This is a genomic window from Actinacidiphila guanduensis, assembly GCF_900103985.1.
Lineage (GTDB): Bacteria > Actinomycetota > Actinomycetes > Streptomycetales > Streptomycetaceae > Actinacidiphila > Actinacidiphila guanduensis.
The window spans coordinates 315,229-340,603 of record NZ_FNIE01000009.1 but is presented as its reverse complement, the minus strand read 5'-3'; the positions used below and the strand labels follow the sequence as shown (position 1 = coordinate 340,603).

General features: G+C 75.0%; 20 protein-coding genes. 6 read left to right on the top strand and 14 right to left on the bottom strand.

The genetic code is table 11. From position 1 onward, the window contains the following. Positions 1–243: 243 nt before the first annotated feature. A complete protein-coding gene (gene rocD, locus BLR33_RS21555; RefSeq protein WP_093786188.1) occupies positions 244–1,485 on the bottom strand; it encodes an ornithine--oxo-acid transaminase in 1,242 nt (413 codons plus the stop codon). Between the two features lie 233 nt (positions 1,486–1,718). Here rocD and trpS point away from each other — a divergent pair, with 233 nt between their 5' ends. Both trpS and BLR33_RS21545 read left to right on the top strand, forming a co-directional pair. Continuing rightward, entirely contained in the window at positions 1,719–2,732 is a 1,014-nt protein-coding gene (gene trpS, locus BLR33_RS21550) for a tryptophan--tRNA ligase (protein ID WP_093786187.1), read from the top strand. A gap of 227 nt (positions 2,733–2,959) precedes the next feature. After that, positions 2,960–3,532 carry a 2'-5' RNA ligase family protein gene (locus tag BLR33_RS21545; RefSeq protein WP_093786186.1) on the top strand — a complete coding sequence of 191 codons (573 nt, stop codon included), beginning with the start codon at positions 2,960–2,962 and terminating at the stop codon, positions 3,530–3,532. Between the two features lie 48 nt (positions 3,533–3,580). Here the strand turns inward: BLR33_RS21545 and BLR33_RS21540 are convergent, their stop codons facing one another. Continuing rightward, entirely contained in the window at positions 3,581–4,075 is a 495-nt protein-coding gene (locus tag BLR33_RS21540) for a carboxymuconolactone decarboxylase family protein (protein WP_093786185.1), read from the bottom strand. 49 nt (positions 4,076–4,124) lie between these two features. Between BLR33_RS21540 and pdxR the strand changes: the two genes are divergently transcribed. Beyond that, positions 4,125–5,600, top strand: a complete 1,476-nt coding sequence (gene pdxR, locus BLR33_RS21535; protein ID WP_093786184.1) for a MocR-like pyridoxine biosynthesis transcription factor PdxR — start codon at positions 4,125–4,127, stop codon at positions 5,598–5,600. Between the two features lie 49 nt (positions 5,601–5,649). On the opposite strand, the gene BLR33_RS21530 is transcribed toward pdxR, so the two are convergent. From BLR33_RS21530 to BLR33_RS21515, 4 genes are all read right to left on the bottom strand, one after another. After that, the gene (locus BLR33_RS21530) at positions 5,650–6,639 is read right to left on the bottom strand and encodes a malate dehydrogenase (protein ID WP_093786183.1); all 990 of its coding nucleotides are present in this window, start codon (positions 6,637–6,639) and stop codon (positions 5,650–5,652) included. 227 nt (positions 6,640–6,866) lie between these two features. Next, positions 6,867–7,709, bottom strand: coding sequence for a helix-turn-helix domain-containing protein (locus BLR33_RS21525; protein ID WP_093786182.1), 843 nt, complete (start codon positions 7,707–7,709; stop codon positions 6,867–6,869). A 493-nt stretch (positions 7,710–8,202) separates the two neighbouring features. Next, positions 8,203–8,670 (bottom strand): DUF3017 domain-containing protein, encoded by a 468-nt coding sequence (locus tag BLR33_RS21520; RefSeq protein ID WP_093786181.1) that lies wholly within the window; start codon positions 8,668–8,670, stop codon positions 8,203–8,205. Next, positions 8,660–9,523, bottom strand: coding sequence for a bifunctional methylenetetrahydrofolate dehydrogenase/methenyltetrahydrofolate cyclohydrolase (locus BLR33_RS21515; protein WP_093786180.1), 864 nt, complete (start codon positions 9,521–9,523; stop codon positions 8,660–8,662). Before BLR33_RS21515 ends, BLR33_RS21520 begins: the two co-directional genes overlap by 11 nt. 301 nt (positions 9,524–9,824) lie before the next feature. Between BLR33_RS21515 and BLR33_RS21510 the strand changes: the two genes are divergently transcribed. Continuing rightward, on the top strand, positions 9,825–10,526 hold the full coding sequence (locus tag BLR33_RS21510) for an RDD family protein (RefSeq protein ID WP_245771554.1): 702 nt from the start codon (positions 9,825–9,827) through the stop codon (positions 10,524–10,526). A 120-nt stretch (positions 10,527–10,646) separates the two neighbouring features. Here the strand turns inward: BLR33_RS21510 and purH are convergent, their stop codons facing one another. Both purH and purN read right to left on the bottom strand, forming a co-directional pair. Then, positions 10,647–12,245: a bifunctional phosphoribosylaminoimidazolecarboxamide formyltransferase/IMP cyclohydrolase gene (gene purH, locus BLR33_RS21505; RefSeq protein ID WP_093786178.1), complete on the bottom strand. Its 1,599-nt coding sequence runs from the start codon at positions 12,243–12,245 to the stop codon at positions 10,647–10,649. Beyond that, the gene (gene purN / locus BLR33_RS21500) at positions 12,242–12,865 is read right to left on the bottom strand and encodes a phosphoribosylglycinamide formyltransferase (RefSeq protein ID WP_093786177.1); all 624 of its coding nucleotides are present in this window, start codon (positions 12,863–12,865) and stop codon (positions 12,242–12,244) included. Before purN ends, purH begins: the two co-directional genes overlap by 4 nt. A 244-nt stretch (positions 12,866–13,109) precedes the next feature. On the opposite strand from purN, the gene BLR33_RS21495 reads away from it, so the two are divergent. Further along, complete coding sequence (locus BLR33_RS21495; RefSeq protein WP_143031731.1) at positions 13,110–13,901, top strand: hypothetical protein; 792 nt, start codon at positions 13,110–13,112, stop codon at positions 13,899–13,901. A gap of 49 nt (positions 13,902–13,950) precedes the next feature. Here BLR33_RS21495 and BLR33_RS21490 read toward each other — a convergent pair whose 3' ends face one another. After that, positions 13,951–15,741, bottom strand: a complete 1,791-nt coding sequence (locus tag BLR33_RS21490; protein ID WP_143031730.1) for a cell division protein PerM — start codon at positions 15,739–15,741, stop codon at positions 13,951–13,953. 405 nt (positions 15,742–16,146) lie between these two features. Between BLR33_RS21490 and BLR33_RS34805 the strand changes: the two genes are divergently transcribed. Beyond that, complete coding sequence (locus tag BLR33_RS34805; protein WP_143031729.1) at positions 16,147–17,433, top strand: hypothetical protein; 1,287 nt, start codon at positions 16,147–16,149, stop codon at positions 17,431–17,433. Between the two features lie 273 nt (positions 17,434–17,706). Here BLR33_RS34805 and sucD read toward each other — a convergent pair whose 3' ends face one another. From sucD to BLR33_RS21455, 5 genes are all read right to left on the bottom strand, one after another. Next, positions 17,707–18,591, bottom strand: a complete 885-nt coding sequence (gene sucD, locus BLR33_RS21475) for a succinate--CoA ligase subunit alpha (RefSeq protein WP_093786172.1) — start codon at positions 18,589–18,591, stop codon at positions 17,707–17,709. Positions 18,592–18,613: 22 nt separating this feature from the next. Then, positions 18,614–19,789 carry an ADP-forming succinate--CoA ligase subunit beta gene (gene sucC / locus BLR33_RS21470; protein ID WP_093786171.1) on the bottom strand — a complete coding sequence of 392 codons (1,176 nt, stop codon included), beginning with the start codon at positions 19,787–19,789 and terminating at the stop codon, positions 18,614–18,616. A 292-nt stretch (positions 19,790–20,081) separates the two neighbouring features. After that, positions 20,082–21,230 (bottom strand): VWA domain-containing protein, encoded by a 1,149-nt coding sequence (locus tag BLR33_RS21465; RefSeq protein WP_093786170.1) that lies wholly within the window; start codon positions 21,228–21,230, stop codon positions 20,082–20,084. Next, positions 21,223–24,078, bottom strand: coding sequence for a DUF5682 family protein (locus tag BLR33_RS21460; protein WP_245771553.1), 2,856 nt, complete (start codon positions 24,076–24,078; stop codon positions 21,223–21,225). Before BLR33_RS21460 ends, BLR33_RS21465 begins: the two co-directional genes overlap by 8 nt. Then, entirely contained in the window at positions 24,075–25,238 is a 1,164-nt protein-coding gene (locus BLR33_RS21455) for an ATP-binding protein (RefSeq protein ID WP_407639707.1), read from the bottom strand. Before BLR33_RS21455 ends, BLR33_RS21460 begins: the two co-directional genes overlap by 4 nt. Positions 25,239–25,375 lie beyond the last annotated feature (137 nt).

Below are 25,375 nucleotides of genomic sequence, written 5' to 3'. Positions count from 1 at the left end.
CGCGGCAAGCAGACCACCGGTCTGGCGCCGGGAATGGCGCGGTCGGGGCAGACGGGTCCCCGAGGGGTGCGGGGAACGGCGCGAGCAACCACCGACCGACCTGCGACCGGGAACGCGCAGAACCCGTGCGGCGGGTTGCTGTTCTGGGGGGCGCGGGGAACGGCGCGGCAAGGCACCCACCGGCCTGCGGCCGGGCACGAAGCAGGAGCCCAACGGCGCGGACCCGAGCCCCTTGAGCTCAGCTCAGCGCAGCGCCTCGCGGAGCCGCTCGAGTGACCAGTCGAGATCCTCCTTGCTGATCGTGAGCGGCGGGGCGAGCCGGATCGTGGAGCCGTGGGTGTCCTTGGCGAGCACCCCGCGCGCCAGCAGCGCCTCAGTGAGCGCCCGCCCGGTGAACCGCTCGGGATCGACGTCGATCCCGGCCCAGAGTCCCCGCCCGCGCACCGCGGTGAGCAGCCCCTCCGCGGCCATGGCGGCCAGCCCCCCGTGCAGGTGCTCGCCGAGCTCCGCGGCCCGCCGCTGGTACTCCCCGGTGCGCAGCATGGCGACGACTTCGAGTCCGACCGCGCAGGCCAGTGGATTCCCGCCGAAGGTGGACCCGTGCTCACCGGGCCGGAAGACGCCGAGCACGTCGCGGGAGGCGACCACCGCGGAGACGGGGACGACACCGCCGCCGAGCGCCTTGCCGAGCACGTAGACATCGGGCACGACATCCTCGTGGTCGCAGGCGAACGTGCGCCCGGTACGGCCCAGGCCGGACTGGATCTCGTCGGCGATGAAGAGCACACCGCGCTCGGCGGTCAGGCGCCGCACCCCGGCCAGGTACCCGGGCGGCGGCACCAGGACCCCCGCCTCGCCCTGGATCGGCTCGATGAGGACGGCCACGGTGTCGTCGCCGATCACCGCCTCCATGGCGGCCAGGTCGCCGTAGGGCACGATGTCGAACCCGGGCGTGTAGGGGCCGAAGCCGGCCCGCGCCTCGGGGTCGGTGGAGAAGCTGATCACCGTGGTGGTGCGGCCGTGGAAGTTGCCGGCGGCGACCACGATCCGCGCCTTGCCGTCCGAGACGCCCTTGACCTGGTAGCCCCACTTGCGGGCGGTCTTCACCGCGGTCTCCACCGCTTCCGCGCCGGTGTTCATCGGCAGCACCGCGTCCTTGCCGCACAGCTCGGCGAGCGCGCGGCAGAAGTCGGCGAACCGGTCGTGGTGGAAGGCCCGCGAGGTGAGCGTCACCCGCTCCAGCTGCGCCTTGGCCGCGGCGATCAGCCGCGGGTTGCCGTGGCCGAAGTTGAGCGCCGAGTAGCCCGCGAGCATGTCGACGTACCTGCGGCCCTCGACGTCGGTCACCCAGGCGCCCTCCGCGGAGGCGATCACCACGGGCAGCGGGTGGTAGTTGTGCGCGCTGTACGCCTCGGCGCCCGCGATCTCGCGCGCCGTGGCGCCGCCGGTCCCGGGGCTGCCCGCGCCTGGGGTGGTCGTCGTCATATCCGTCTCCGTTCGCCGTACGTCGGGAGCCAGGCGTCGGCCTGGAAGGTGGGGGCCGGGGTGGTGCCCCCTTCCTATCGTCGCTCCCCCGCCCGCGCGCGAAACCCCGCCGCGTACGCCGGGCGCGTCGCGGCGGACGGCGCCGTCCACAGGCTCCAGGAGGTTGTCCACAGGTAGGGCGCGTTCATCCACAGGGGTGTGGGCGGAGGGTCCCGACCTGAGAGAATGCGGGTATGGCCAACCAGCGACCCCGCGCCCTGTCCGGCATCCAGCCCACCGCCGGCTCCTTCCACCTGGGCAACTACCTGGGCGCCATCCGCCAGTACGTGGACCTCCAGGAGACCCACGACGCGTACTACATGGTGGTGGACCTGCACGCGATCACCGTGCCGCAGGACCCGGCGACGCTGCGCGCGAACACCCGGCTGGCCGCCGCACAGCTGCTGGCCGCGGGCCTGGACCCGGAGCGCTGCACGCTGTTCATCCAGAGCCACGTCCCCGAGCACGCCCAGCTCGCCTGGGTGATGAACTGCCTGACGGGCTTCGGCGAGGCGTCGCGGATGACGCAGTTCAAGGACAAGTCCGCCCGCCAGGGTGCCGACCGCACCACCGTCGGCCTGTTCACGTACCCGATCCTCCAGGTCGCCGACATCCTGCTCTACCAGGCGGACGCCGTGCCGGTCGGCGAGGACCAGCGCCAGCACATCGAGCTGACCCGCGACCTGGCCGAGCGGTTCAACACGCAGTTCGGGCCGACCTTCACCGTGCCGGCCCCGCACATCGTCCGCGAGGTCGCCAAGATCTACGACCTGCAGGACCCCACGGCCAAGATGAGCAAGTCCGCGCCCTCCCCGAAGGGCCTGGTCAACCTGCTGGACGACCCGAAGGCGTCGGCCAAGAAGTTCCGCAGCGCCGTCACCGACACCGACACGGTGATCCGGTTCGACGAGGAGAACAAGCCCGGCGTCAGCAACCTGCTCACCATCCACTCCGCCCTCACCGGCACCGGAATCCCCGAACTCGAGGAGCGCTACACCGGCAAGGGCTACGGTGCGCTGAAGACCGACCTCGCCGACATCTTCGTGGCCTGGGTCACGCCCTTCCGGGAGCGCACCCAGGCGTACCTGGACGACCCGGAGACGCTGGACTCCGTCCTCGCCAAGGGGGCCGAGAAGGCGCGTTCGGTGGCCGCGGAGACGCTGGCGGCGGCGTACGACCGGATCGGCTTCGTGCCGGCCAAGCACTAGCCGGGCCGGAGCCGGGCACAAGTCCGGCACCAGCCGGGCGGGGCGGACGGGCGACGGCGAGGAGGGGCGCGGGGGAGGAAGGGAAGCGGGAGCCGGCCGCGGCAGTGCGGCCGGTGTGAGCGGGCTGTGACCGACGTCGCTGCCGGGCGCCGTCCGATTCGTACGCATGCGCGCGACACTGAGGACGAGCACGACCGCGAGTCGGCCCGGGGAAGGGGTGAACGCAAGTGGGGAGCACCACCATCGGCGTGTCCATCGCGGTCCCGGAGCCCTACGGACGGCTGCTCCAGGACCTGCGGGCCGGCTTCGGCGACCCCGCGGCCTGTGCCATCCCCACCCATGTGACGCTGCTTCCGCCCACCGGGGTCGCCCGCGCCGAACTCCCCGTCATCGGCAGGCACCTGGCGCAGGTGGCCGCCCACGGCCGCCCGTTCACGATGCGCCTGGAGGGCACCGACACCTTCCGCCCGGTCTCCCCGGTGGTGTACGTGCGGGTGGCGGAAGGCGGGCCCGAGTGCGCCGCCCTGCAGGAGCTGGTGCGCTCCGGGCCGCTGGCGCGCGAGTTGCAGTTTCCGTACCACCCGCACGTCACGGTGGCGCACGGCATCGCCGAGGCCGCCATGGACCGGGCGCAGAGCGAGCTGGCGGGCTTCGGCGCCCAGTGGACCGCGTCGGGCTTCGCCCTCTACGAGCAGGGCGCCGACGGGGTGTGGCGGCCGCTGCGGATCTTCCCCTTCGGCGCCGGGGAACTGCCCTCGCTCCCCCAGCAGCACGGCCACCGCGCCCCTTCGCGCCTGTAAGGGCCCGCCTCCAGGGAGGCGGGCCTTACCGCCGACCCCGCCGCCGGATCATGCCTCGGGCGCGGGCGACATCCGGCAGGTCACACCGATCCGCGTCCAGGCGTTCATCGTCACGCACATCGCGATCAGCCGGGGCAGCTCGTCGGCGTCGAACAGCGCCGCGGCCGCGTCGTAGACCTCGTCCGGCACGCCGTGCGGGTCGAGCCGGGTGACGGCCTCCGCGAGTGCCAGGGCAGCCCGCTCGCGGGCGGTGAAGAAGGGCGTCTCGCGCCAGACGGTCAGCGCGAGCAGCTTCCGCTGTCCGACGCCCACCTTGAGGCCCTCGGCGCTGTGCTGGTCGGTGCAGTAGGCGCAGCCGTTGAGCTGCGAGACCCGCACCCGCACCAGCTCGCGCACCACCGGGTCGAGTCCCGCCGAGGCGGCCTTGTCCAGGGCGAACATCGCCTTGTACACATCGGAGGCGCGGTCGTTCAGGTCGATGCGCCGGGCCGGGGCGGGCACGGTCTGCGGGTCGGCGGGGGCGGCGGTGTCGTTGATCGTCATACCGCCACCGTAGGTGCCCGGTGGCCCCGTCCCATGGTCCACTTGGACCATGGATGACCGGGCCACTTCCGCAGCCGACGGCCGGGCCGGCGGCCCCCGCGGCACAGGCTACGACCTGCTGATCGACCTCGCCGCCGAGCGCCGCCGCGGCGCGGGCGCGCGGGCCGGGCTGGAGGCGGCGCTGCGCGAGGCGGTACGGGAGGGGCGGCTGGCGCCGGGCGGACGGCTGCCCTCCAGCCGCGCGCTCGCCCGTGACCTGGGGCTGGCCCGCAACACCGTCGCCGACGCCTACGCCCAGCTCGTCGCCGAGGGGTGGCTGACCGCCCGTCAGGGCTCGGGCACGAGCGTGGCACCGCGGCCGAGTGCTCCGCCGCCAGGGCGCGGGGAAGTGCCTCGCCACCATGGCGGCCGGGCACCCGAGCCTCCTTACTCGCTGACGCCCGGCTCCCCGGACCTCTCGGCCTTCCCCCGCAGCGCCTGGGCGGCCGCCGCGCGCAGGGCGCTGACAGCCGCCCCCAGCGAGGCGTTCGGCTACACCGACCCGCGCGGACGCCCGGAGCTGCGCAGTGCCCTCGCCGAGTACCTGGCGCGGGTGCGCGGGGTGCGCGCGGACGCCGAACGGATCGTGGTGTGCACGGGGTTCGTGCAGGCCGTGGGCCTGCTGGGCCGGGCCCTCCACGCCAGGGGCGCGCGCCGGATCGCGGTCGAGGAGCTGGGCCTGCCCGACATCCGCGCCGTCCTGCGGGCGTCCGGCCTGCACACCGCGCCCCTGCGGCTCGACGAGGACGGCGCCCAAGTGGCCGCCCTGGACGCGCGCACCCACGCGGCGCTGCTGACCCCCGCCCACCAGTTCCCCACCGGCGCCCTGCTGTCCCCCGAGCGCCGCACCGCGGTCGTCGCCTGGGCGCGTGAGACCGGCGGCCTGGTGATCGAGGACGACTACGACGGCGAGTTCCGCTACGACCGGCAGCCGGTGGGCGCGCTCCAAGGGCTCGCGCCCGAGCACGTGGTGTACGCGGGCACGGCGAGCAAGAGCCTCGCGCCCGGGCTGCGGCTGGCGTGGATCGCCGTGCCGGAGCACCTGCTGGACGCCGTACTGCGCGAGAAGCGCCTGGCCGACTTCAACTCGCCGGTGCTCGACCAGCTCACCCTCGCGGAGTTCCTCTCCTCCGGCGCTCATGACCGCCATGTGCGGCGGATGCGGCTGCGCTACCGGGCCCGGCGGGACCGCCTGGTGGCCGCGCTGGCCGAACGGGCGCCTGGGGTGCGGGTGTCGGGGATCGCCGCCGGGCTGCACGCCGTGCTGCGCCTGCCCGAGAGCGCGGGTCCGGCGGAGGCCCTGGTCGCGCGCGCCCGCAGCCGCGGCCTCGCGCTGCCCGACCTCGCCGCCATGGGCACGCTTCCGGACGCAGGGCCCGCCCTTCTCGTCGGCTACGGCGCCCCGCCGGACCACGCCTTCGGCGGGGCGCTGGAGCTGCTGTGCGACCTGCTCGCGGAGGCCGTCGGGCCGGTGGCAGACGCGTAAGGGGCGCCGCCCTCGGACGGCGCCCCTTACCGGCGGGTGTGCGGCCGGCTCAGACGAGGCCGAGGGCGCGCACGGCCTCGCGCTCCTCCTCCAGCTCCTTCACCGAGGCGTCGATGCGGGGCCGGGAGAACTCGTTGATCTCCAGGCCCTGGACGATCTCGAAGGAGCCGTCCTTGGTGGTGACCGGGAAGGAGGAGACCAGGCCCTCGGGAACGCCGTAGGAGCCGTCGGAGACGATGCCCATGGAGGTCCAGTCGCCGTCCGCCGTGCCGTTCACCCAGGTGTGCACGTGGTCCAGGGCGGCCGAGGCGGCGGAGGCCGCCGAGGAGGCGCCGCGGGCCTCGATGATGGCGGCGCCGCGCTTGGCGACGGTGGGGATGAAGGTGTCGGCGAGCCACTGCTCGTCGGCCACGACCTCGGCGGCGTTCTTGCCCGCGATCTCCGCGTGGAAGATGTCCGGGTACTGGGTGGCGGAGTGGTTGCCCCAGATGGTGACGCGGCGGATGTCGGAGACCTGCGCGCCGGTCTTCTTCGCCAGCTGGGCGATGGCGCGGTTGTGGTCGAGGCGGGTCATCGCGGTGAAGCGGTCCGCGGGGACGTCCGGGGCGGCGGCGCGGGCGATCAGCGCGTTGGTGTTCGCCGGGTTGCCGACCACGAGCACCTTGATGTCGTCGGCCGCGTGGTCGTTGATGGCCTTGCCCTGCGGCTTGAAGATGCCGCCGTTGGCCTCCAGGAGGTCGCCGCGCTCCATGCCCTTGGTGCGGGGGCGGGCGCCGACCAGCAGCGCCACGTTGGCGCCGTCGAAGGCGGTGTTGGCGTCGTCGGTGATGTCGATGCCGCGCAGCAGCGGGAAGGCCGCGTCGTCCAGTTCCATGGCGGTGCCCTCGGCGGCCTTCAGTGCCGGGGTGATCTCCAGCAGGCGCAGCTTGACCGGTACGTCCGCGCCGAGCAGATGGCCCGAGGCGATACGGAAGAGCAGGGCATAGCCGATCTGGCCGGCCGCTCCGGTGACGGTGACGTTGACGGGAGTGCGAGTCATTGCCTTCTCCTGGCCTCTTCTGCTGCGGAACTGCTGCGTCGGCGGTCGCCCCGGCAGTGGCCCGAGCGGCCCTGAACGTGGATCTCTCGGCGTCAAGAGAGCCACCCGCCAGGCTATCGCGCGCCGTCCGCGGCGGTGACGCGGGCACCCGGGGACGGTCGGGCGCGCGTCGCCGGGCCGTTCATCGCATCGATCACACGTTCGAGTGGTGTGCCTGTGGATTGCGTTCAGCGGATGCAAATGCCGAGCACGATGACACCGATGCAGATTCCGGACGAGGTGGGAGTGGGTGTGGGAGCCGTGGACGAGGGGTTCGAGGTCGAGTGTGCGGACGGTGGGGCCGTGGGCGGTGCTGAGCCGGTGCCCGCGCCGGTGCCGGTGGCCGGGGGTGGTGCGGAGCTGCCGCCGCCGGAGGGGCTGCCGGGCGGGGTGGAGCCGGTGGGCGAGGCCGTGGTGGTGGTGCGGCTGAGGGGCAGTTCGGCGCCGTCCGTTCGGGGCGCGTACGTGGAGGGGGCACCCGGGGGGTCCTGGCCGGGGCTGCCGGTTCCGGGGCCCGCTCCGCCCGGGGAGTGCGTGGCGCTGCCCGGCGAGCCGGTGTCGGTGGGCACGGCGCTGCCCGCCGGGTTTCTGTCCGCGCCCGAGCCGGCGGTCACCAGCACCGCGACCAGCGCTCCGGCCGCCAGGAGCCCGACGAGCGCCAGGGCCAGCACGCGCCTGCTCCGGTGCGGCAGCCCCTCGTCGGGTCCGAGCGGGTCGAGGGGGTCCGGGTCGGGCACGGGCCGCCCTCGGCCGCGGTCACCGGTGGCCTCGGCGGACTTCTGCGCCAGCCGCCACAGGGCGGCGATCCGCTCGTAGTCCGCGCCGCTCGCCTGGGCAAGTACCTCCACGGCGTCTAGCGGGGGCAACTGCCGCCCAGCGAGCGCCCGTTCCCACACCTCGGCGGGCTGCGCGGTCCGCGCCGCCAGCGCGGGCACCGTCAGCCCACTGCGGTCCTTCATCCGCCGCAACTGCGTCGCCAGCCGCCGCGCGTCGACCGGTACGCGCTCCGCCAGCGGTTCCCACCGAGCCATGCGAGCCACGCTAGAACGACACACCCGCGTAAGGAGGAGCTTTTACGGATACGGGCCGACCTGCCCCAACTCCGCTACCCCATCCGGCCCTTGGCCCCCACCGCCCACCGGGCCCATTGGTCCCACCGGGCGCCGGGGCGCCCCGGCACGGCTGGACGCGCGCAGCCCGCGCGGGTCGCCCAGCCGGAAGGCCGGGAACCCGGAAACCCCCTGCGGGGTGCCCGCACCGGAAAGGCCGAAGCGGCCCCGCATCGGGTGCAGCGGGCAGCCCACGGGTGCGGCGGGCAGCCCACGAACGCCCCGAACACGGCCCGGCGCACCTCGCCCGGCGAACGCCGCCCGGGTGAGCACTGCCCGGGTGAACACCGCCCGGGTGAACGCGCCGCCCGGGTGAACACCGCCCGGCGAACAGCGAGCACCCCGTGGGATGGAGAGCGCCCGTCGAACAGCAAGCGCCCAGCGAGAGGAGTCCCCCAGCGGAAGGAGAACGCGCCTAGCGAACGGAGAAGTGGATGATGTCCTCGAGGAAGGGGATGCGGATGACCGGATCGGGCTGCGCCATGAGCGCGAGGAGCAGGATGGCGGCGCCGAGGATGCCGTAGGTGATCACGTCGGTGAAGCGGCTGCGCACCGCCAGCATGCCCACCGCGGTGAGCGCCCAGCGGAGCCCCGCGCCGACCAGCAGGGACGCGCCGACGATGATCGTGCCCGCCCGGAACTGCCCGGTCGCGGTGACGACGAGCCCGATCAGGGCACCCGCCAGGACCAGCAGGATCGGCCACTGACGGGCCGGAGCCGGGGCGGCGCCGCCGGCCGCGCGGCCCCCGCCCTCGGGCCGCGCGGTGCCGCGGGTGATCTCCGGGGGCCGCCCCCCGGGCTCGCGGGCGGCCGTGTGCGCGGTGCCCTCCGCGGCGGGAAGGGGCGCGGCGGCGGGGAACTCCCCCGCGGCCTCAGCCGACATGGCCCGCGGCGCGCTCGGCCGCCTCCACGACGTTCTGCAGCAGCAGCGCGCGGGTCATCGGGCCGACGCCGCCCGGGTTCGGGGACAGCCAGGCGGCGACCTCGGCGACGCCGGGGTGCACATCGCCGACGATCTTGCCGTGCTCGTCGCGGCTGACGCCGACGTCGAGGACGGCCGCGCCCGGCTTGACGTCCTCGGGCTTGACGATGTGCGGCACGCCGGCCGCGGCGACGACGATGTCGGCCTGCCGCAGCTGGGCCGACAGGTCGCGGGTGCCGGTGTGGCAGAGGGTGACCGTGGCGTTCTCGGACTTGCGGGTGAGCAGCAGCCCGATGGACCGCCCGACGGTGATGCCGCGGCCGACGACGACCACGTGCGCCCCGTTGATCGCCACGCCGTGCCGCCGCAGCAGTTCCACGATGCCGTTGGGCGTGCAGGGCAGCGGGGCGGTGACGCCGAGCACCAGGCGGCCCAGGTTGGTCGGGTGCAGGCCGTCCGCGTCCTTGGCCGGGTCCATCAGCTCCAGCACGCGGTTGGTGTCGATGCCCTTGGGCAGCGGCAGCTGAACGATGTATCCGGTGCAGGCGGGGTCCTCGTTCAGCTCGCGGACGACCGCCTCGATCTCCTCCTGGGAGGCGGTGTCCGGCAGTTCGCGCTGGATGGAGCCGATGCCCACCTCCGCGCAGTCGCGGTGCTTGCCCGCGACGTACCACTTGCTGCCCGGGTCGTCGCCGACCAGCAGCGTGCCGAGGCCGGGATGGACCCCGCGGGCCTTGAGGGCCTGGACGCGCGCGGTCAGCTCGGACTTGATCGCTGCGGAGGTGGCCTTGCCATCGAGAATCTGGGCGGTCATGCCCCCCATAATCGCGGATCGGGCCCGCCCGCGACCAATCCGTCCGGGGACCGGTCCGGTGCGGCGGTGGGCCGGCCGGAAAGGGCCGCCGACCGTTCCCGGGCCGCAGCCGGACCGGCCGGGGAGCGGTCCCGGGCGCCTCCTGGGCCGCGCCCGCACGGCGCGGACCTGCCCGTGCGGCCAACCCGCGCGTGTCCGGGCGCATTTGTCCCTTGCGCCCGGGCCCGGCGCCGCCGGACGATGTGCCGCGTCACCTGACGCGTCCGCCGACCGCCCCGTCCCCGCCCAGAAGGATCAGCACGTGAGCCAGCCTCCCGGCCCCTACGACGGCCCGCCGTCGCCCTACGGCCAGCCGCAGCAGCCCTACGGCTACCCCCAGCAGCCGCCCGCGTACCCGCAGCCGGGCCCGTACGGGCAGCCGCAGCCGGGCTACGGGCAACCCGCCGGCTACCCGCCCTTCCCGCAGCAGGCCGGCTACCCCGGCGGCTACGGCCAGGCCGGTCCGCTGCCGGGCATGCCGCCGCTGGCGTCCTGGGGCGCGCGCGTGGGCGCCACGCTCCTGGACGGCCTGATGTTCTTCCTGGTGCCGAGCGGCCTGATCATCGCCGGCTACACGCGCTACTCGGTGAAGCTCGCCGACCGCTGGGACGACTGCGACCGGGTCGGCATCCCGCACGACGCGTGCCCGACCCCGAAGGCGGGCGGCGGCGTCGTCGCGATGATCCTCATCGGCGCCCTGCTCAGCCTGATCGTGGCCCTCTACCTGTGCTACCGCGAGGGGAAGACGGGCCAGACCCCGGGCAAGCGCATCGTCGGCATCCGGCTGCTGCGCGAGTACGACGGCTCCACCCTCGGCTTCGGCCTCGCCTTCGGCCGCCGCCTGCTGCACATCATCGACGGCATCCCCTGCTACCTCGGCTACCTGTGGCCGCTGTGGGACGACAAGAACCAGACCTTCACCGACAAGATCGTCCACACCGTGGTGATCAAGGACCCGCAGTAGCCCGCGCCCGCGCACACGCCCGCATGAGGAAGGGGGCGGCCTTCGAACCCGAAGGCCGCCCCCTCTTGCGCGCATTGGCTGGCGCGGCTTTGCGCGCCACGGCAGCCGTGCGCGTCCGGCTCAGTGGAAGAAGTGGCGCGTGCCCGTGAAGTACATCGTCACGCCCGCCTTGCGCGCGGCCTCGACCACGGCCTCGTCGCGGATCGACCCGCCCGGCTGGGCGACCGCCCGGACACCGGCGGCGGCGAGCACTTCGAAGCCGTCGGGGAAGGGGAAGAAGGCGTCGGAGGCGGCGAAGGAGCCCGCCGCCCGATCGGCCCCGGCCCGCTCCACCGCGAGCTTCGCGGAGTCCACCCGGTTCACCTGGCCCATGCCGACACCGACCGTCGCGCCGTCCTTGGCGAGCAGGATCGCGTTCGACTTCACCGCCCGGCAGGCCCGCCAGGCGAAGGCGAGGTCGGCGAGCTCGTCGGCCGACAGCGCCTCGCCGGCGGCCAGCGTCCAGGTCGCCGGGTCGTCGCCCTCGGCCTGGAGGCGGTCCTTGGTCTGCACGAGCAGCCCGCCCTCGATCGGCCGCTGCTCGACGGTGGCCGCGGGCGCCTGGGCGCAGCGCAGCACCCGGATGTTCTTCTTGCGGGCCAGCACCTCCACGGCGCCGTCCTCGTAGCCGGGCGCGACGATCACCTCGGTGAAGATCTCCGCGACCTGCTCGGCCATCGCCACCGACACCGGGCTGTTGACGGCGATGACGCCGCCGAACGCCGAGAGCGGGTCGCACGCGTGCGCCTTGCGGTGCGCCTCGGCGACGTCCGCGCCCACCGCGATCCCGCACGGGTTGGCGTGCTTGATGATCGCGACGCACACGCCCTCGTGGTCGTAGGCGGCCCGGCGGGCGGCCTCGGTGTCCACGTAGTTGTTGTAGGACATCTCCTTGCCGTGCAACTGCTCGGCACCGGCCAGGCCCGCGCCGCTGCCGTCGGAGTAGAGGGCGGCGGCCTGGTGCGGGTTCTCGCCGTAGCGCAGGGTGCTCTGCCGGGTGTAGGTGGCCCCGGTGAACGACGGGAGCGCCTCCTGCGTGCCGGAACCGGTCTCCGGACCGTCGGGCGCGTAGTCGGAGGCGAACCAGGAGGCGACCGCCACGTCGTACGCGGCCGTGTGCTGGAACGCCTCCGCGGCCAGCCGCTTGCGGGCCGCCAGGTCGAAGCCGCCGGCGCGCACCGCGGCGAGCACGTCGCCGTAGCGGTCGGGGCTGGTGACGATGGCGACCGAGGGGTGGTTCTTGGCCGCGGCCCGCACCATCGAGGGGCCCCCGATGTCGATCTGCTCCACGCACTCGTCGGCGCTCGCGCCCGAGGCGACCGTCTCGCGGAAGGGGTAGAGGTTGGAGACGACCAGCTCGAAGGGCCGCACGTCCAGTTCCTCCAGCTGGCGCCGGTGGTCCTCCAGCCGCAGGTCGGCGAGGATGCCGGCGTGCACCCGCGGGTGCAGGGTCTTGACCCGGCCGTCCAGGCACTCGGGGAAGCCGGTCAGCTCCTCGACCTTGGTGACGGGCACGCCCGCCGCCGCGATCCGCCCGGCGGTCGAGCCGGTCGAGACCAGCTCGACGCCGGCCTCGTGCAGCCCGCGGGCCAGCTCCTCCAGGCCGGTCTTGTCGTAGACGCTGATCAGCGCGCGGCGGATGGGCCGCTGGGTTCCGTTCTCCTGGGGGGTGGCACTCATGCCGGAATCATTACCTTTCGTCCCTCGATGCGGTAGCCGTCGCGGGACAGCCGTCCCACCACGTCGACGAGCAGCCGCCGCTCGACTTCCTTGATGCGCTCGTGGAGCGCGTCCTCCGTGTCGTCCGGCCGGACCTCGACCACGCCCTGGGCGATGACCGGCCCGGTGTCGACGCCGTCGTCGACGAAGTGGACGGTGCAGCCGGTCACCTTCGCCCCGTACGCGAGCGCGTCGCGCACCCCGTGCGCACCCGGGAAGCTCGGCAGCAGCGCCGGGTGGGTGTTGACGAACCGCCCGCCGAACCGCGCCAGGAACTCCTTGCCGACGATCTTCATGAAGCCCGCGGAGACCACCAGATCCGGCCGGTGCGCGCTGACCGCCTCGGCAAGCGCCAGGTCCCAGGCCGCGCGGTCCTCGTGGTCCTTGACCCGCACCACGAAGGTGGGCAGGCCCGCAGCGCGGGCGCGGTCCAGCCCGGCGATGCCGTCGCGGTCGGCACCGACCGCGACGATCCGGGCGCCGTAGGAGGGGTCGGCCTCGATCGCGTCGAGCAGCGCCTGCAGGTTCGTACCCGAACCGGAGACCAACACGACGAGGCGGGCGGGAGTACGGGGGGCCACGTGCGGGGGCCTTCCTCGGGGCGGTACGGGAAATGTGTCTGCTTCGGCGGGTGTTTCCTTGGACGTTCCTCTGAGGCGGGGTCCGCTCCGATTCCGGGGAACCCTACGAGACCGCCGACCGTCAGCAACGATACCGGCACTCCGCCCGGCCCCCACGGGACGGGGGCGCGCGCGGGCGGTAGCGTCTGCCTGAGAGAACACGTACGCGACAGGAGTCGAGCCCAAGGGGATGGCGCATCACATCATGAGCAGCGTCCGAATCGAACGCGCGCTGCGCGCGCCCGAGGGCGACCAGCGGGACAACCCGTTCGCGCCCCCGCCCGAGGGAGCCCCGGACCGCCCGTGGCAGCCGCGGCAGCCCGCGGGCGGCCACGGCGCAGGTGAGCAGGATTCCGGCGGCTCCGAGGGTGCGCCGGGACCGGACGCCGGCCCCGGCCGGGGGCAGCCGCCGCAGGGCCCGCCGGTGTGGGGCAGCCAGTGGAGCAGCCGCCAGCCGCAGTCCGGCCGGCCCGATCCCTTCGCCCGCCGGCCCGACGGCGGCCAGCAGCCCCCGTCCGGCCCGCAGGGCCAGGGCCCGCGCTTCGACCCGACCGACCCCGCCCAGCGCCGCTCCCGCTACGCGCTGGTGTGCGGCGGCTGGGGCCTGATCTTCGCGTTGCTCGGCTGGACCGCGGTCGGTCTGCTGCTCGGCGCGCTCGCCCTGTACTGGGGCATCAGCGCGCTGCGGATGTCGCCCGAGGACCGCGCCCAGGCCCGCGCCCAGGCCGCCTCCGCGCTCGCCGACGCCACCCAGACCCCGCGCCCGGCCCCGCCCGCGCCGGGCCCCGACGCCCAGCGCTCCTTCCTGACGGCGGCCTGGACGGGCATCGTCACCAGCGGCGTCACCCTGGCGATCGTCTTCTCCACCTACGGCTTCCAGCTCGCCTACCGCGGCTACTACGACTGCAAGTCCGACGCCCTGACGGCGCCCGCCTCGCACGCCTGCCAGAAGCTGCTCCCCTCGCCGCTGCGCGACCTGCCGGCGCTGCGGGACTGACCCCGCGTCCGCCCGGCACGCGGGCGGCGGAAAAGCTTGCGGCCCGCGGTCACGGGCCCGCCGGCGGTCCGTCCGGCGGCGGGTCGGAGATCGGCAGCGGCGGCACCGGGGGCGGCCCCGGCGGCAGGTGCGGGGCCGGCGGCTCCGAGGGCGGCAGGTCCGGCAGCGGGGGCGGGAAGAGCGGCAGCGGCGCGGGCGCCGGCCAGGGCAGCGGGTCCGCCCCTGGACCGGCCGCGGCAGGCGTGCTTTCCGAGGCAGCGGCCTCGCCCGCACCCGTCCTCCTGCCGAACAGCGCGCCGAACCTCCGGCGGGGGGCTTCCTCCGGCGTCTCCCGCGGTACGGCCGCGGTCCCCCGTGCTCGGCGCGGCAGCAGTCCCCGAGGTCCCGGTGTCCTCGCCGTCCCCTCGGCTGCGGGCGCCGTCCCCTTCTCGCCCGCCTGCTGGCGGGGCAGCCGCGGACGGGCCGATCGCAGCAACGCCCGCCACGGGTGCGGCGGATGGGCGAGGCGGTAGCGCAGCAGCAGCGCGCCCGGCAGCCCGAGCACCAGCACCCAGCCGGCCGCCGCGCCAGCGGCCGACCACCAGGCCGGCCCGAACTCCGCCAGCCGCTGGGCGCCCACCGGGCCGCCCGCCCACGCCGCAAGGACGGCGAACCCGCCGCCCGTCACCAGCGCGGCCTCCGCCGCCACCCGGGCCGTGCCCGCCGCCGAGCGCCCGCCGTTGCCGACGCACCAGGCCACCGCGAGGGCGGCCAGGCCCGGCAGCGCGAGCGTCGTCCAGCCGAGCCACGAGCCGCCCTCGCCGGGCAGCGCCGCCAGCAGCGGGAAGTCCGGCAGCGGCCCGTAGCCGATGTCCCCCGCCGGCCGCACGATGCTGCCGGCACCGATCGAGAAGCCGGTGCCGAGCGTGTACGCGGCCGCCCACACCACGAGGTTCGGCACCAGCCCGGCCGCCACCAGCAGCACCGAGAAGCGCCCGACGAGCCCGTCGCTGAGGTGCCCGTACGAGCGGCCCGACACTTCCGGGTGGCAGGCCAGGGCCGCGGCGCCGAGCAGCGCGGCGCCGCCGAGCAGCAGTCCGCCGCCGATCGCGGCCGCGCGCACCGCGGCCCCCGCCTCGCGCAGGTACGCGCGCGCCCGGCGGACGCGGGGGGCGCGCAGGTCGTCCGCGCCCGGGCGGCCGGCCCCCGACCAGGCCCCGAGGGCGGCGGCGCAGGCGGCGAACAGGGCGACGTAGGGCGCGGTCGGCAGGTCGACGTGGATGCTGCCGGCCGAGGCGTAGACGACGGCGCAGGCCACCGGGGTCAGGTAGCCGGCGAGCACCCAGCCGGTGACGGCGCCGGCGCAGCGCAGGGCATACGCGTCCAGCGGCACGGCGGGGCGGCGGGGCGTACGGCGCCGGGCGGGCCGTTCGGGGTTGTCGTCGTCCTCATCGCGGCCCAGTGCCATGGCGACGGCGGAGGCCGTGCCGCGGAAGACCAGCCAGGCGGGCAGCGCGCTGAGCAGCAGCGGAGGGATCGCCAGGGGCGCGGGGTCGCCCGAGAGCGTGTCGGTCCGCACCAGGTCGGCGCCTTGGGCGAGCAGCCACAGGTCGGCGCCGATGTGCAGGGCGCCGCCCAGGCCGCTGTCCGGGAACGGCGAGCCGATCCACAGCAGCAGCACCACGGCCGCGATCCCGCCGAGCGCGAGCCCGGCCGCCGCCACGCCCGCGGCCAGCGCCGACACCCGGACCGCGGCCCAGTGCGGTGCTCCGGCCGCCGGGGTCCCGGCCGAGGCGCCTCGTACGGCGGCGCCCGCGGCCGGGGCGGGTGCGGGCGTCACTCGGTCACTGGCATGCGTCACGGCCACCCATGCTGTCAGGAACACACCGTTTCACCCCGGCAACGGGCAATAAGTCGTCGTGTCGCAGAAAATGTCGGCTATGTGTCGTTTCTTGGGACCGTCAGCTCGCCTGATCGCCACCTCGTACGGTGATCCGTCCGCCGCTCCGGCTCGGGCGGTGGGCCGATGAGCCGGGGCCGCAGGAGCCGCAAGCGGGCGCGTACGACGGCGGCGGGGAAGGGCTCGGCGGTCGCCGCTGCCGCGAAGGGGGCGGGGAGCGCGACGGCGATGTTGCCCGCGAAGACGAAGGCTCCGGCCAAGGGCGTGAGTGGGCCACCTGGGGCGTCCGGTCAGGCCGCGGGGGCGGTGGATCTCGCCGCGGCGGGCGCGGGGAGCGGGAAAGGGGCCGCGCGGGGCGGGCGGACGGTGGTGCGGGCACCGGCGGGCACCACGGCGATCGCCGCCGCCCGGCCGACGGCCGTGGGCGTACCGACGAAGTCGGCGTCCGAGCGGGAGAGCCGGCCGCCGGACGCCGGCCGGGCGGCACCGGAGCCGCCCAGGGCCCGGCGCTCCGTCCTGGACGAACCCCTCGCCCGGGCAAGGGTGCTGGCCGCCCGCGTCGGCGAGATCCTCGCGGACAATGACGCGGATGCCGTGCCCGCCCCGCTCGCGGAGGGCTTCGGCGAGGAACGCGGTGTGCGCGGCCTCCTGACGACGGCACCCGAGCGGCACGCGGGGCCGAACTCGGCGGGAACCGCCGATACGGCGAAGCCCACGTCGAAGGCCGAGGCGGGCTCCGTGGGGACTCCCGAGAGGGCAACACTCGAGCCGCACGCGGGACCGAGCCCAGCGGGGACACCCGATACGGCAACCCCCGAGCCGCACGCCGGAACGGGTGGTCCTGGGGGAACTCGCGAGCGACGGGTGGCGGTCGGGGTCGAGGGTGGCGGGTCGCCCGAGGACGCCTTCGACCGGCTGTACCGGGCGGCGGCGGCCGGGCTGGTGCGGCAGGTGGAGCTGCTGACGGGCGATCCCGCGCGGGCGCGGCACGCGGTGGAGTGCGCCTACGACCTGGCGTGGCAGCGGTGGCCCGAGGTCGCGCGGGACCGTGATCCCGTGGGCTGGGTCCGGGCGGCCGCCTATGAGCAGGCGTTCTCGCCGTGGCAGCGGTGGATCCCGGCGTGGGCACCCGGCGGGTGCCGACGGCAGCCGCGCACCCCGCAGGGCCCGCTCGCGGCAGCGCTGCTCGACCTGCCGCCGGGGCAGCGCACCGCGGTGCTGCTCCACGACGGCCTCGGGCTCGATCTGGAGGCGGCCGCCGGCGAGGTGGAGGCGACGCTGCCGGCGGCCGAAGCGCGCATCGCGGGGGCCCGGCAAGCGCTGGTCGAGGCGGTGCCGGACCTGGAGAGCGAGGCGCTGCCGGAGCGGCTGGGCGCCCTGCTCGCTCTGCCGCCCGGGACCGCCTGGTCCTCCCGGACTGCCGAGCTTTCCGGGTCCACCGGGTCCGCCGAGCCCGGCCTCGAACCGCGGCAGCGGGCCGCCGAGTTGCGCCGGGCGAGCGAGCGCGGGGTACGGCAGCGCACGCTCGGGGCCTACGCGCTCACCGCGGTGATCGCCGTCGTCACCACCGTCGCGGTCATCGTCACTCCGGGGCACCTCTCCGGGTCGCACCCCGCGGACACCCCGCGGCCGTCAGCGTCGGCCCACCGCTAGCTCCTTCGGGGAAGCGGCCCTCGATCGGCGCGGTCAGCGGCACCCGGGCAGACGTCCCGCACTCGCACCCCCGCACGCAGCCCGCGGCCGTCCACCTCGGCCCACCGCCGGCTCCGGTCCCCGGTCGGCGGCACCCGGGCGTACGGCTCCGACTCGCCCCTCGGGTGGCCCGTGGCCGTCAGCCTCGGGCCGCCGTCGGAGAAGCCGCCCGGCGCACGGAACGGGCCCGCCCCCTCGCGGGGAGCGGGCCCGTTCCTGCGGCGCCGTGGAGGATCAGCCGGCCAGGATCGACCGGGCCAGGCGGGCGGTCTCGGACGGCGTCTTGCCGACCTTCACGCCCGCGGCCTCCAGGGCCTCCTTCTTGGCCTGCGCGGTGCCGGAGGAGCCGGAGACGATGGCGCCGGCGTGGCCCATGGTCTTGCCCTCGGGCGCGGTGAAGCCCGCCACGTAGCCGACGACCGGCTTCGTCACGTTCTTCTCGATGTAGGCCGCGGCCCGCTCCTCGGCGTCGCCACCGATCTCGCCGATCATGACGATCAGGTCGGTGTCGGGGTCGGCCTCGAACGCGGCGAGAGCGTCGATGTGGGTGGTGCCGATGATCGGGTCGCCGCCGATGCCGACCGCCGAGGAGAAGCCGATGTCGCGCAGCTCGTACATCATCTGGTAGGTCAGCGTGCCCGACTTGGAGACCAGGCCGATGCGGCCGGGCTTGGTGATGTCGCCGGGGATGATGCCCGCGTTGGACTGGCCGGGGGTGATCAGGCCGGGGCAGTTCGGGCCGATGATGCGGGTCTTGTTGCCCTTGGCCTGGGCGAGCGCCCAGAACGCGGCGGTGTCGTGGACCGCGACGCCCTCGGTGATGACGACCGCGAGCGGGATCTCGGCCTCGATCGCCTCGACGACCGCGTCCTTGGTGAACTTCTCCGGCACGAAGATGACGGTGACGTCGGCGCCGGTGGCCTCCATCGCCTCCTTCACGCTGCCGAACACGGGCACGTCGCCCTGCTCGAAGGTGACGGTGGTGCCGGCCTTGCGCGGGTTGACGCCGCCGACGATGTTCGTGCCGTCGGCCAGCATCAACGTGGTGTGCTTCATGCCGGTGGCGCCGGTCATGCCCTGGACGATGACCTTGCTGTCCTTGGTCAGGAAGATAGCCATGGTGTTCTGAAGTCCTCTTCCCTTACTTCGCAGCCAGCTCGGCGGCCTTGTCGGCCGCGCCGTCCATGGTGTCCACGCGCTGCACCAGCGGGTGGTTGGCGTCGGAGAGGATCTTGCGACCCAGCTCCGCGTTGTTGCCGTCGAGCCGGACCACCAGCGGCTTGGTGACCTCCTCGCCCTTGGAGGCGAGCAGCGCCAGGGCCTGCACGATGCCGTTGGCGACCTCGTCGCACGCGGTGATACCGCCGAAGACGTTGACGAAAACGGACTTCACGTCCGGGTCGCCGAGGATGATCTCCAGGCCGTTCGCCATCACCTCGGCGGACGCGCCGCCGCCGATGTCGAGGAAGTTGGCCGGCTTGACGTTGCCGTGCTTCTCGCCGGCGTAGGCGACGACGTCCAGGGTCGACATGACCAGGCCGGCGCCGTTGCCGATGATGCCGACCTCGCCGTCGAGCTTGACGTAGTTCAGGCCCTTGGCCTTGGCCGCGGCCTCCAGCGGGTTGGCGGCCGCCCGGTCGTGCAGTTCGGCGAAGTCGGGGTGGCGGAACTCGGCGTTCTCGTCCAGCGAGACCTTGCCGTCGAGCGCGAGGACCGCGCCGGAGGCCACCTTGGCGAGCGGGTTGACCTCGACCAGCAGGGCGTCCTCCTTGACGAAGACCTCCCACAGCTTCACCAGGACGTCGGCCACCTGGTCGGCGACCTCGGCCGGGAACTTCGCGGCCGCCACGATCTCCTCGGCCTTCGCCTTGTCCACGCCCTCGATGGCGTCGATCGCGATCTTGGCCACGGCCTCGGGGCGGGTCGCCGCCACCTCCTCGATCTCCATGCCGCCCTCGACGGAGGCGATGGAGAGGAAGGTGCGGTTGGAGCGGTCCAGGAGGAAGGAGACGTAGTACTCCTCGACGATCTCCGGGGCCGTCTCGGCGATCATCACCTTGTGGACCGTGTGGCCCTTGATGTCCATGCCGAGGATGTCCGTCGCGCGCGCGACGGCCTCGTCCGCACTGGCGGCCAGCTTCACACCGCCGGCCTTGCCGCGGCCGCCCACCTTGACCTGGGCCTTGACGACCGACTTGCCGCCCAGCCGCTCGGTGATCTCGCGCGCCGCCTCAGGCGTGTCGATGACTTCACCGGCCAGCACCGGTACACCGTGCTTGGCGAAGAGGTCCCTCGCCTGGTACTCGAACAGGTCCACGCGCGTCCGTCTCCCTTTGGTTTCCTGGATTCCTCGGGTTTTCGTGGAATTCAGCGTCTCGCAGGCAGCTGCCGCCGTGAGGTACAGCGCCGCCTGATCGGCTGGGCGTGCCGCTACGGGCAGGGCGACTGCACTGTCACAAGGAAGCGCACACACGGTGACCGGGTACGCGGCATGTCCGTCTTGCAGGTTATCGCCGAGCCGGGTGGCGGCCTAAATCGCGGATCACTTGGCGGCGGTGAGAACGGTCACAGATCGCCTCCGGCTCAGGCCCCGGGCTCACGTCCCGGGCTCACGTCTCGGGCACCGGCAGCGGGCGCTTCTGTATCGCGGCGGCCATGATCTCCGGGAACAGGTCGGGGGTGCAGGCGAAGGCGGGGGCGCCCAGAGCGGCGAGCGCGGCCGCGTGCTCCCGGTCGTAGGAGGGGGCGCCCTCGTCGGAGAGGGCGAGCAGCGCGACGAACTGCACACCGGCCGCCTTCATCGCCGCCACCCGCTTGAGCATGCCGTCGCGGATGCCGCCCTCGTACAGGTCGCTGATGAGCACCACCACGGTCTCGGCGGGGCGGGTGATCAGCGACTCGCAGTAGGCCAGCGCCCGGTTGATGTCGGTGCCGCCGCCGAGCTGGGTGCCGAACAGGACGTCGACCGGGTCGTCCAGCTGGTCGGTGAGGTCCACCACCGCGGTGTCGAAGACCACCAGCTTGGTGTCGATCGACCGCATCGAGGCCAGCACGGCGCCGAAGACCGAGGCGTAGACGACGGAGGCGGCCATCGAGCCGGACTGGTCGATGCACAGCACGACGTCCTTCTTCACCGCGCGGTCCGCCCGGCCGTAGCCGACCAGCCGCTCGGGCACGATCGTGCCGTGCTCGGGCAGGTAGTGCCGCAGGTTGGCGCGGATCGTGCGGTCCCAGTCGATGTCGCGGTGCCGGGGGCGGTGGGTGCGGGCCGAGCGGTCCAGCGCGCCGGTGAGGGTGGCGCGGGTGCGGGTGGCCAGCCGCTTCTCCAGGTCCTCGACCACCTTGCGGACCACGCTCCGCGCGGTCTGCTTGGTCGTCTCCGGCATCGCCTTGTTCAGCGAGAGCAGGGTGCCGACCAGGTGCACGTCGGCCTCGACCGCCTCCAGCATCTCCGGCTCCAGCAGCAGCGCGGACAGCCCCAGCCGGTCGATCGCGTCGCGCTGCATCACCTGCACCACGGAGCTGGGGAAGTACGTGCGGATGTCGCCGAGCCAGCGGGCGACCTGGGGCGCGGAGCCGCCGAGCCCGGCCGAGCGCTGCTCGCCGCCGGAACCGCCGCTGCCGTACACGGCGGTCAGGGTGCGGTCCATGGCCGCGTCCCGGCTGCCGAGCGACCAGCCGCCGCTTTCCGCGCCCGCTGCGGCGGCCCCGCCGAGCACCAGCCGCCAGCGGCGCAGCCGCTCCTCGGTGTCAGTCATCTGCGGGGCTCCTGTCGGGGTGGGCGGGTCGGAGGGTGCGGGGTGCTGTCGCCGTTGCCGCCGCCGTACGGGCGGGCGCGTGGCTCGGGTGCGCCGCCGGCTGCGGGGCGAGGCGGCCCCGGGCGGTGGAACGGGCCGCGTACGCCAGGGCGTTCGCAGGCGCGGCCGGTCCTGCGGTCGCCGCTTGCGCCAGGGCGTCGCGGTGGCCGGAGGCCCGGCCGTCCGGGTCCTGTGCGGGGTCCTGTGCGGCGGGCGGGTGGCGGAGGTCGGCGAGGCCGGCGGTCGTACGGCGGCCGAGCAGCAGCCGTACGGTACCGGCCGCCGCGTTCGCCCGCGCGACGTCCAGGCCGGGGCCGAACCCGGGCAGGCCGGAGTCGCCGGTCGCCGGCGCGGGGCGGCGGGCCGCTGCCGGGCCGCGCCGGACCAGGTCGCCCAGCGAGCGCAGCACTCCGGGCTCGAACTGCGCGAACGTCCGCCGCAGCAGCGGCAGGACGTCGGTGAACGCCTCCGCGGGCACCTCGCTCAGCCAGCCGTCCACCAGGGCGAGCAGCCGCTCGTCGTGCACCAGCAGCATGCCGCCGCCGGCGAGGAACCCCTCGACCCAGCCCGCGGCCTGCGCCGGGCCGGTGCCGGGCGAGAGGGCCAGGCCCATCAGCCGGGCGGCCTCCTCGGCGTCGAGCCGCCCTTCGTCCAGCAGCAACCGGGCGGCGGCGCCGCGCAGCAGGCCGGGCACCGCCTCGTCCCTGCGGGCCAGGGCGCCCAGCATCGCGGCCCAGCGGTCGCGCAACGGCTTGTCGAGGAGGGCGACGGCCCGGTGCACCTCGTCCAGGTGGACGCGCAGGGCCGCGGCGCCGTCCGCGTCGAGGCCGACGCAGGCCGGCGGGAAGCCGACGCATATCCGCTCGGCCAGGCCCGAGGCGACCCGGGCCAGGGCGGCGGAGTCGGTACCGCGCACGTCTCCGTACCGCACTGCGCGGACCAGCGCGGGCAGGGCCGCCGCCAGGTGTGCGACATCGGCGTCGAGCGCCGCGCGGTCGGCCAGCAGCCGCATCACCTCGGGCAGCGCCTCGCCGAGCCCGGCGAGCAGGCACCGCTCGGCGACCGAGGTGACCTCGGCGAGTGTGGCCGCGCCCTGGGCGAGGTCCTGCGCGCGGGCGCCCGCAGCGGCGGCCACGGTGGTGCCCCAGATGCCCGCCTCGGCGATCCGCACCGACAACTCCGGCTCCCAGCGCAGCCGCCAGGTCTCCCGGAAGGTGCCCGTCCCCGACCGTCCGGCGGCGGGCTCGCCCCAGGGCACCCCGATCAGCCGCAGCCGGTGCAGCAGGCGGCTGCGGGCCGTGTCGGTGTCCTTGCGCAGGTCGAGCTCCAGCTCCCGCTCCTGCGCCTCGGGCTTGAGCCGCAGCCGACGCTGCTCGCGGGCCAGGTCGCGGGCGAGCGGCACCGCGGGGGCGTCCGGCGGGACCTCGCCGAGCGCGTCCCCGACGACCAGCTGGTCCCGGATCAGGGCCAGCGGCACATCGGAGCCGTCGCACATCACGGCCCGCACCGCGTCGATCGTCTCGCCCAGGCCCGCCAGCGGGCGGCCGCGCACGGTGGCCAGCGTGTCGGCCAGCCGCACCGCCTCGATCACATGCGCGGAGGACACCGGCAGGTCCTCCTCGCGGAGCAGTCCGGCGATTTTTGTCATCCACCGGGTGACCGGGCGGTCGGGCGCGCTGAACAGGTGCTGGTACCAGCCCGGGGAGTCGATCCCCGCGCCGTAGCCGCCGGCGCGGGCGAGGCGGCGGTGGGTCCAGGGCACCCATGTCGTCTCGACCTTGGCCTTCGGCAGGCCTTTCAGCAGCGCCCGGTCGGCTGCGGCCGCGCTCCGGGCGGCCAGGGCGGGCACGTGCCAGGCGCCGCAGACCACGGCGGTGCGCTCGTGGGCGCGCCGGGCCTCCCTTATCCGCAGCCGCATGTGGGCCTCGCGCAGCGGGTCCCGGGGGTCGCCCCCGTCGCCGTAGGCCGCGCGGATCTCGCCCATGGCCTCGGCGAGAGCGGCGAACGGGCCGTACGGGTCGTGGTCACCGCTGCCGCGGTGCTCCACCGCGTCCTCCCACCAGCGCTCGGGGTCGGCGTACCCGGCCGCCTCGGCGAGCACCGCGATCGGGTCGACCCGAAGGGCGGCGGCCGCGGGCTCCTCGCCGGGGCCGCCGCCCGGGAGCCCCTCGCCGGGGCCGCCGCCCGCTGGGGCGCCCTCCTCGGGGCTGGCGCTCCCGGGGGCCGTGCTCCCGGAGTCCGCGTCCCCTTCTTCCTCCGCGCCCTCGACGCGGGCTCCTTCCGGCCCCTGTCCCGCGCTCCCGCGCCGACCGTCCGCCGGAGCATCCGTGGGTGTGGCGGCCGCCGGGCCCGGGCCGCCCTCCTCCTCGCGGCCCCGCGCCGCCTCCCCCGTGGCTTCCTCCGCCGCGGCCTCGGCCTCGCGCAGGGCGAGGGTGTGCGCGGCCGGCAGGTCGATGAAGCGGACCTCGGCGTTGGCCTCGGCCGCCCAGCGCATCGCCACCCACTCGGGCGAGAACTCGGCGAACGGCCAGAAGGCGGCCCGCGCCGGGTCGTCGGTGACGTGGGCGAGCAGGGCGACGGGCGGGCGCATCGCGGGGTCGGCGGCCAGGGCGGTCAGCGCGTCGGCCTCCGGCGGGCCTTCGATGAGCACGGCCTGCGGCCGGTACGCGTCCAGGGCGGCGCGGACCGCCCGGGCCGAGCCGGGGCCGTGGTGGCGCACCCCGAGCAGCAGCAGGTCCTCGGGGCCGCCGCGGGCGGGCGCGGTGCCTCCCGATGCCGCGCCTGCCGGCGAGTCGGCGGGGGGTGTCATGCCGTCACCTCCCGGCAGGCCCGGTAGAAGTCTTTCCAGCCCTCGCGCTCGCGGACCACCGTCTCCAGGTACTCCTGCCAGACCAGGCGGTCGGCGGCCGGGTCGCGCACGACGGCACCGAGGATGCCCGCGGCCACGTCGCCGGCCCGCAGCACGCCGTCCCCGAAGTGGGCGGCCAGCGCGAGGCCGTTGGTCACCACGGAGATCGCCTCGGCCGTGGAGAGCGTGCCGGAGGGGGACTTGACCTTCGTGCGGCCGTCCTCGGTGACGCCGCCGCGCAGTTCGCGGAAGACGGTGACGACGCGGCGGATCTCGTCGGCGCCGCGCGGGACGTCGGGCAGGTCCAGCCCGCGGCCGATCTGGTCGACCCGGCGGGCGACGATGTCCACCTCCTCCTCCGCGGTGGCCGGCAGCGGCAGCACCACCGTGTTGAAGCGGCGGCGCAGCGCGCTCGACAGGTCGTTGACCCCGCGGTCGCGGTCGTTGGCGGTCGCGATCAGGTTGAAGCCGCGCACGGCCTGCGTCTCGCTGCCCAACTCCGGTATCGGCAGGGTCTTCTCGGACAGGATCGTGATGAGGGTGTCCTGCACGTCGGCCGGGATGCGGGTCAGCTCCTCGACGCGGGCGATCCGGCCCTCGGCCATCGCGCGCATGACCGGGCTGTGCACGAGTGCGTCCCGGCTGGGGCCGTGGGTGAGGAGCTGCGCGTAGTTCCACCCGTAGCGGATCGCCTCCTCCGGGGTGCCGGCGGTGCCCTGGACGAGGAGGGTGGAGTCGCCGCTGATGGCGGCGGCCAGGTGCTCGGAGACCCAGGTCTTGGCGGTGCCGGGCACGCCGAGCAGCAGCAGCGCCCGGTCGGTGGCCAGCGTGGTGACAGCGACCTCCACGATCCGCCGCGGGCCGACGTACTTCGGGGTGATCACGGTGCCGTCCGGCAGGGTGCCGCCCAGCAGGTACGTGGCCACGGCCCACGGGGACAGCCGCCAGCGGGCCGGGCGGGGCCGGTCGTCGGCGGCGGCGAGCGCGGCCAGTTCGTCCGCGAAGGCTTCCTCCGCGTGCGGGCGCAGCGCGTCGGCCGGCTCCGCGCCGGTGCCGGCGGCCGTCGTCGGTGACGTGGACTGCCCAGGAACGGCAGCAGGCGTCGTAGGCCCGGTAGGCACAGTGGACACAGCTCTCCCCCACTCACGTGGAACGGGCCGTTCGGCCCGTGGTCGTTCGGTGTGCTTCCACGATGCACCCGACCACTGACAATCGGTCACCCAGCGCTATTTGCGCAGGTCAGAGCGATTGTCAGTGG

Excerpts from the sequence above, each read along its gene's own strand:
- rocD (WP_093786188.1), bottom strand. The coding sequence starts at position 1,485 with ATGACGACGACCACCCCAGGCGCGGGCAGCCCCGGGACCGGCGGCGCC.
- trpS (WP_093786187.1), top strand. The coding sequence starts at position 1,719 with ATGGCCAACCAGCGACCCCGCGCCCTGTCCGGCATCCAGCCCACCGCC.
- BLR33_RS21540 (WP_093786185.1), bottom strand. The coding sequence starts at position 4,075 with ATGACGATCAACGACACCGCCGCCCCCGCCGACCCGCAGACCGTGCCC.
- pdxR (WP_093786184.1), top strand. The coding sequence starts at position 4,125 with ATGGATGACCGGGCCACTTCCGCAGCCGACGGCCGGGCCGGCGGCCCC.
- BLR33_RS21530 (WP_093786183.1), bottom strand. The coding sequence starts at position 6,639 with ATGACTCGCACTCCCGTCAACGTCACCGTCACCGGAGCGGCCGGCCAG.
- BLR33_RS21525 (WP_093786182.1), bottom strand. The coding sequence starts at position 7,709 with ATGGCTCGGTGGGAACCGCTGGCGGAGCGCGTACCGGTCGACGCGCGG.
- BLR33_RS21520 (WP_093786181.1), bottom strand. The coding sequence starts at position 8,670 with ATGTCGGCTGAGGCCGCGGGGGAGTTCCCCGCCGCCGCGCCCCTTCCC.
- BLR33_RS21515 (WP_093786180.1), bottom strand. The coding sequence starts at position 9,523 with ATGACCGCCCAGATTCTCGATGGCAAGGCCACCTCCGCAGCGATCAAG.
- purH (WP_093786178.1), bottom strand. The coding sequence starts at position 12,245 with ATGAGTGCCACCCCCCAGGAGAACGGAACCCAGCGGCCCATCCGCCGC.
- BLR33_RS21495 (WP_143031731.1), top strand. The coding sequence starts at position 13,110 with ATGAGCAGCGTCCGAATCGAACGCGCGCTGCGCGCGCCCGAGGGCGAC.
- sucD (WP_093786172.1), bottom strand. The coding sequence starts at position 18,591 with ATGGCTATCTTCCTGACCAAGGACAGCAAGGTCATCGTCCAGGGCATG.
- BLR33_RS21465 (WP_093786170.1), bottom strand. The coding sequence starts at position 21,230 with ATGACTGACACCGAGGAGCGGCTGCGCCGCTGGCGGCTGGTGCTCGGC.
- BLR33_RS21460 (WP_245771553.1), bottom strand. The coding sequence starts at position 24,078 with ATGACACCCCCCGCCGACTCGCCGGCAGGCGCGGCATCGGGAGGCACC.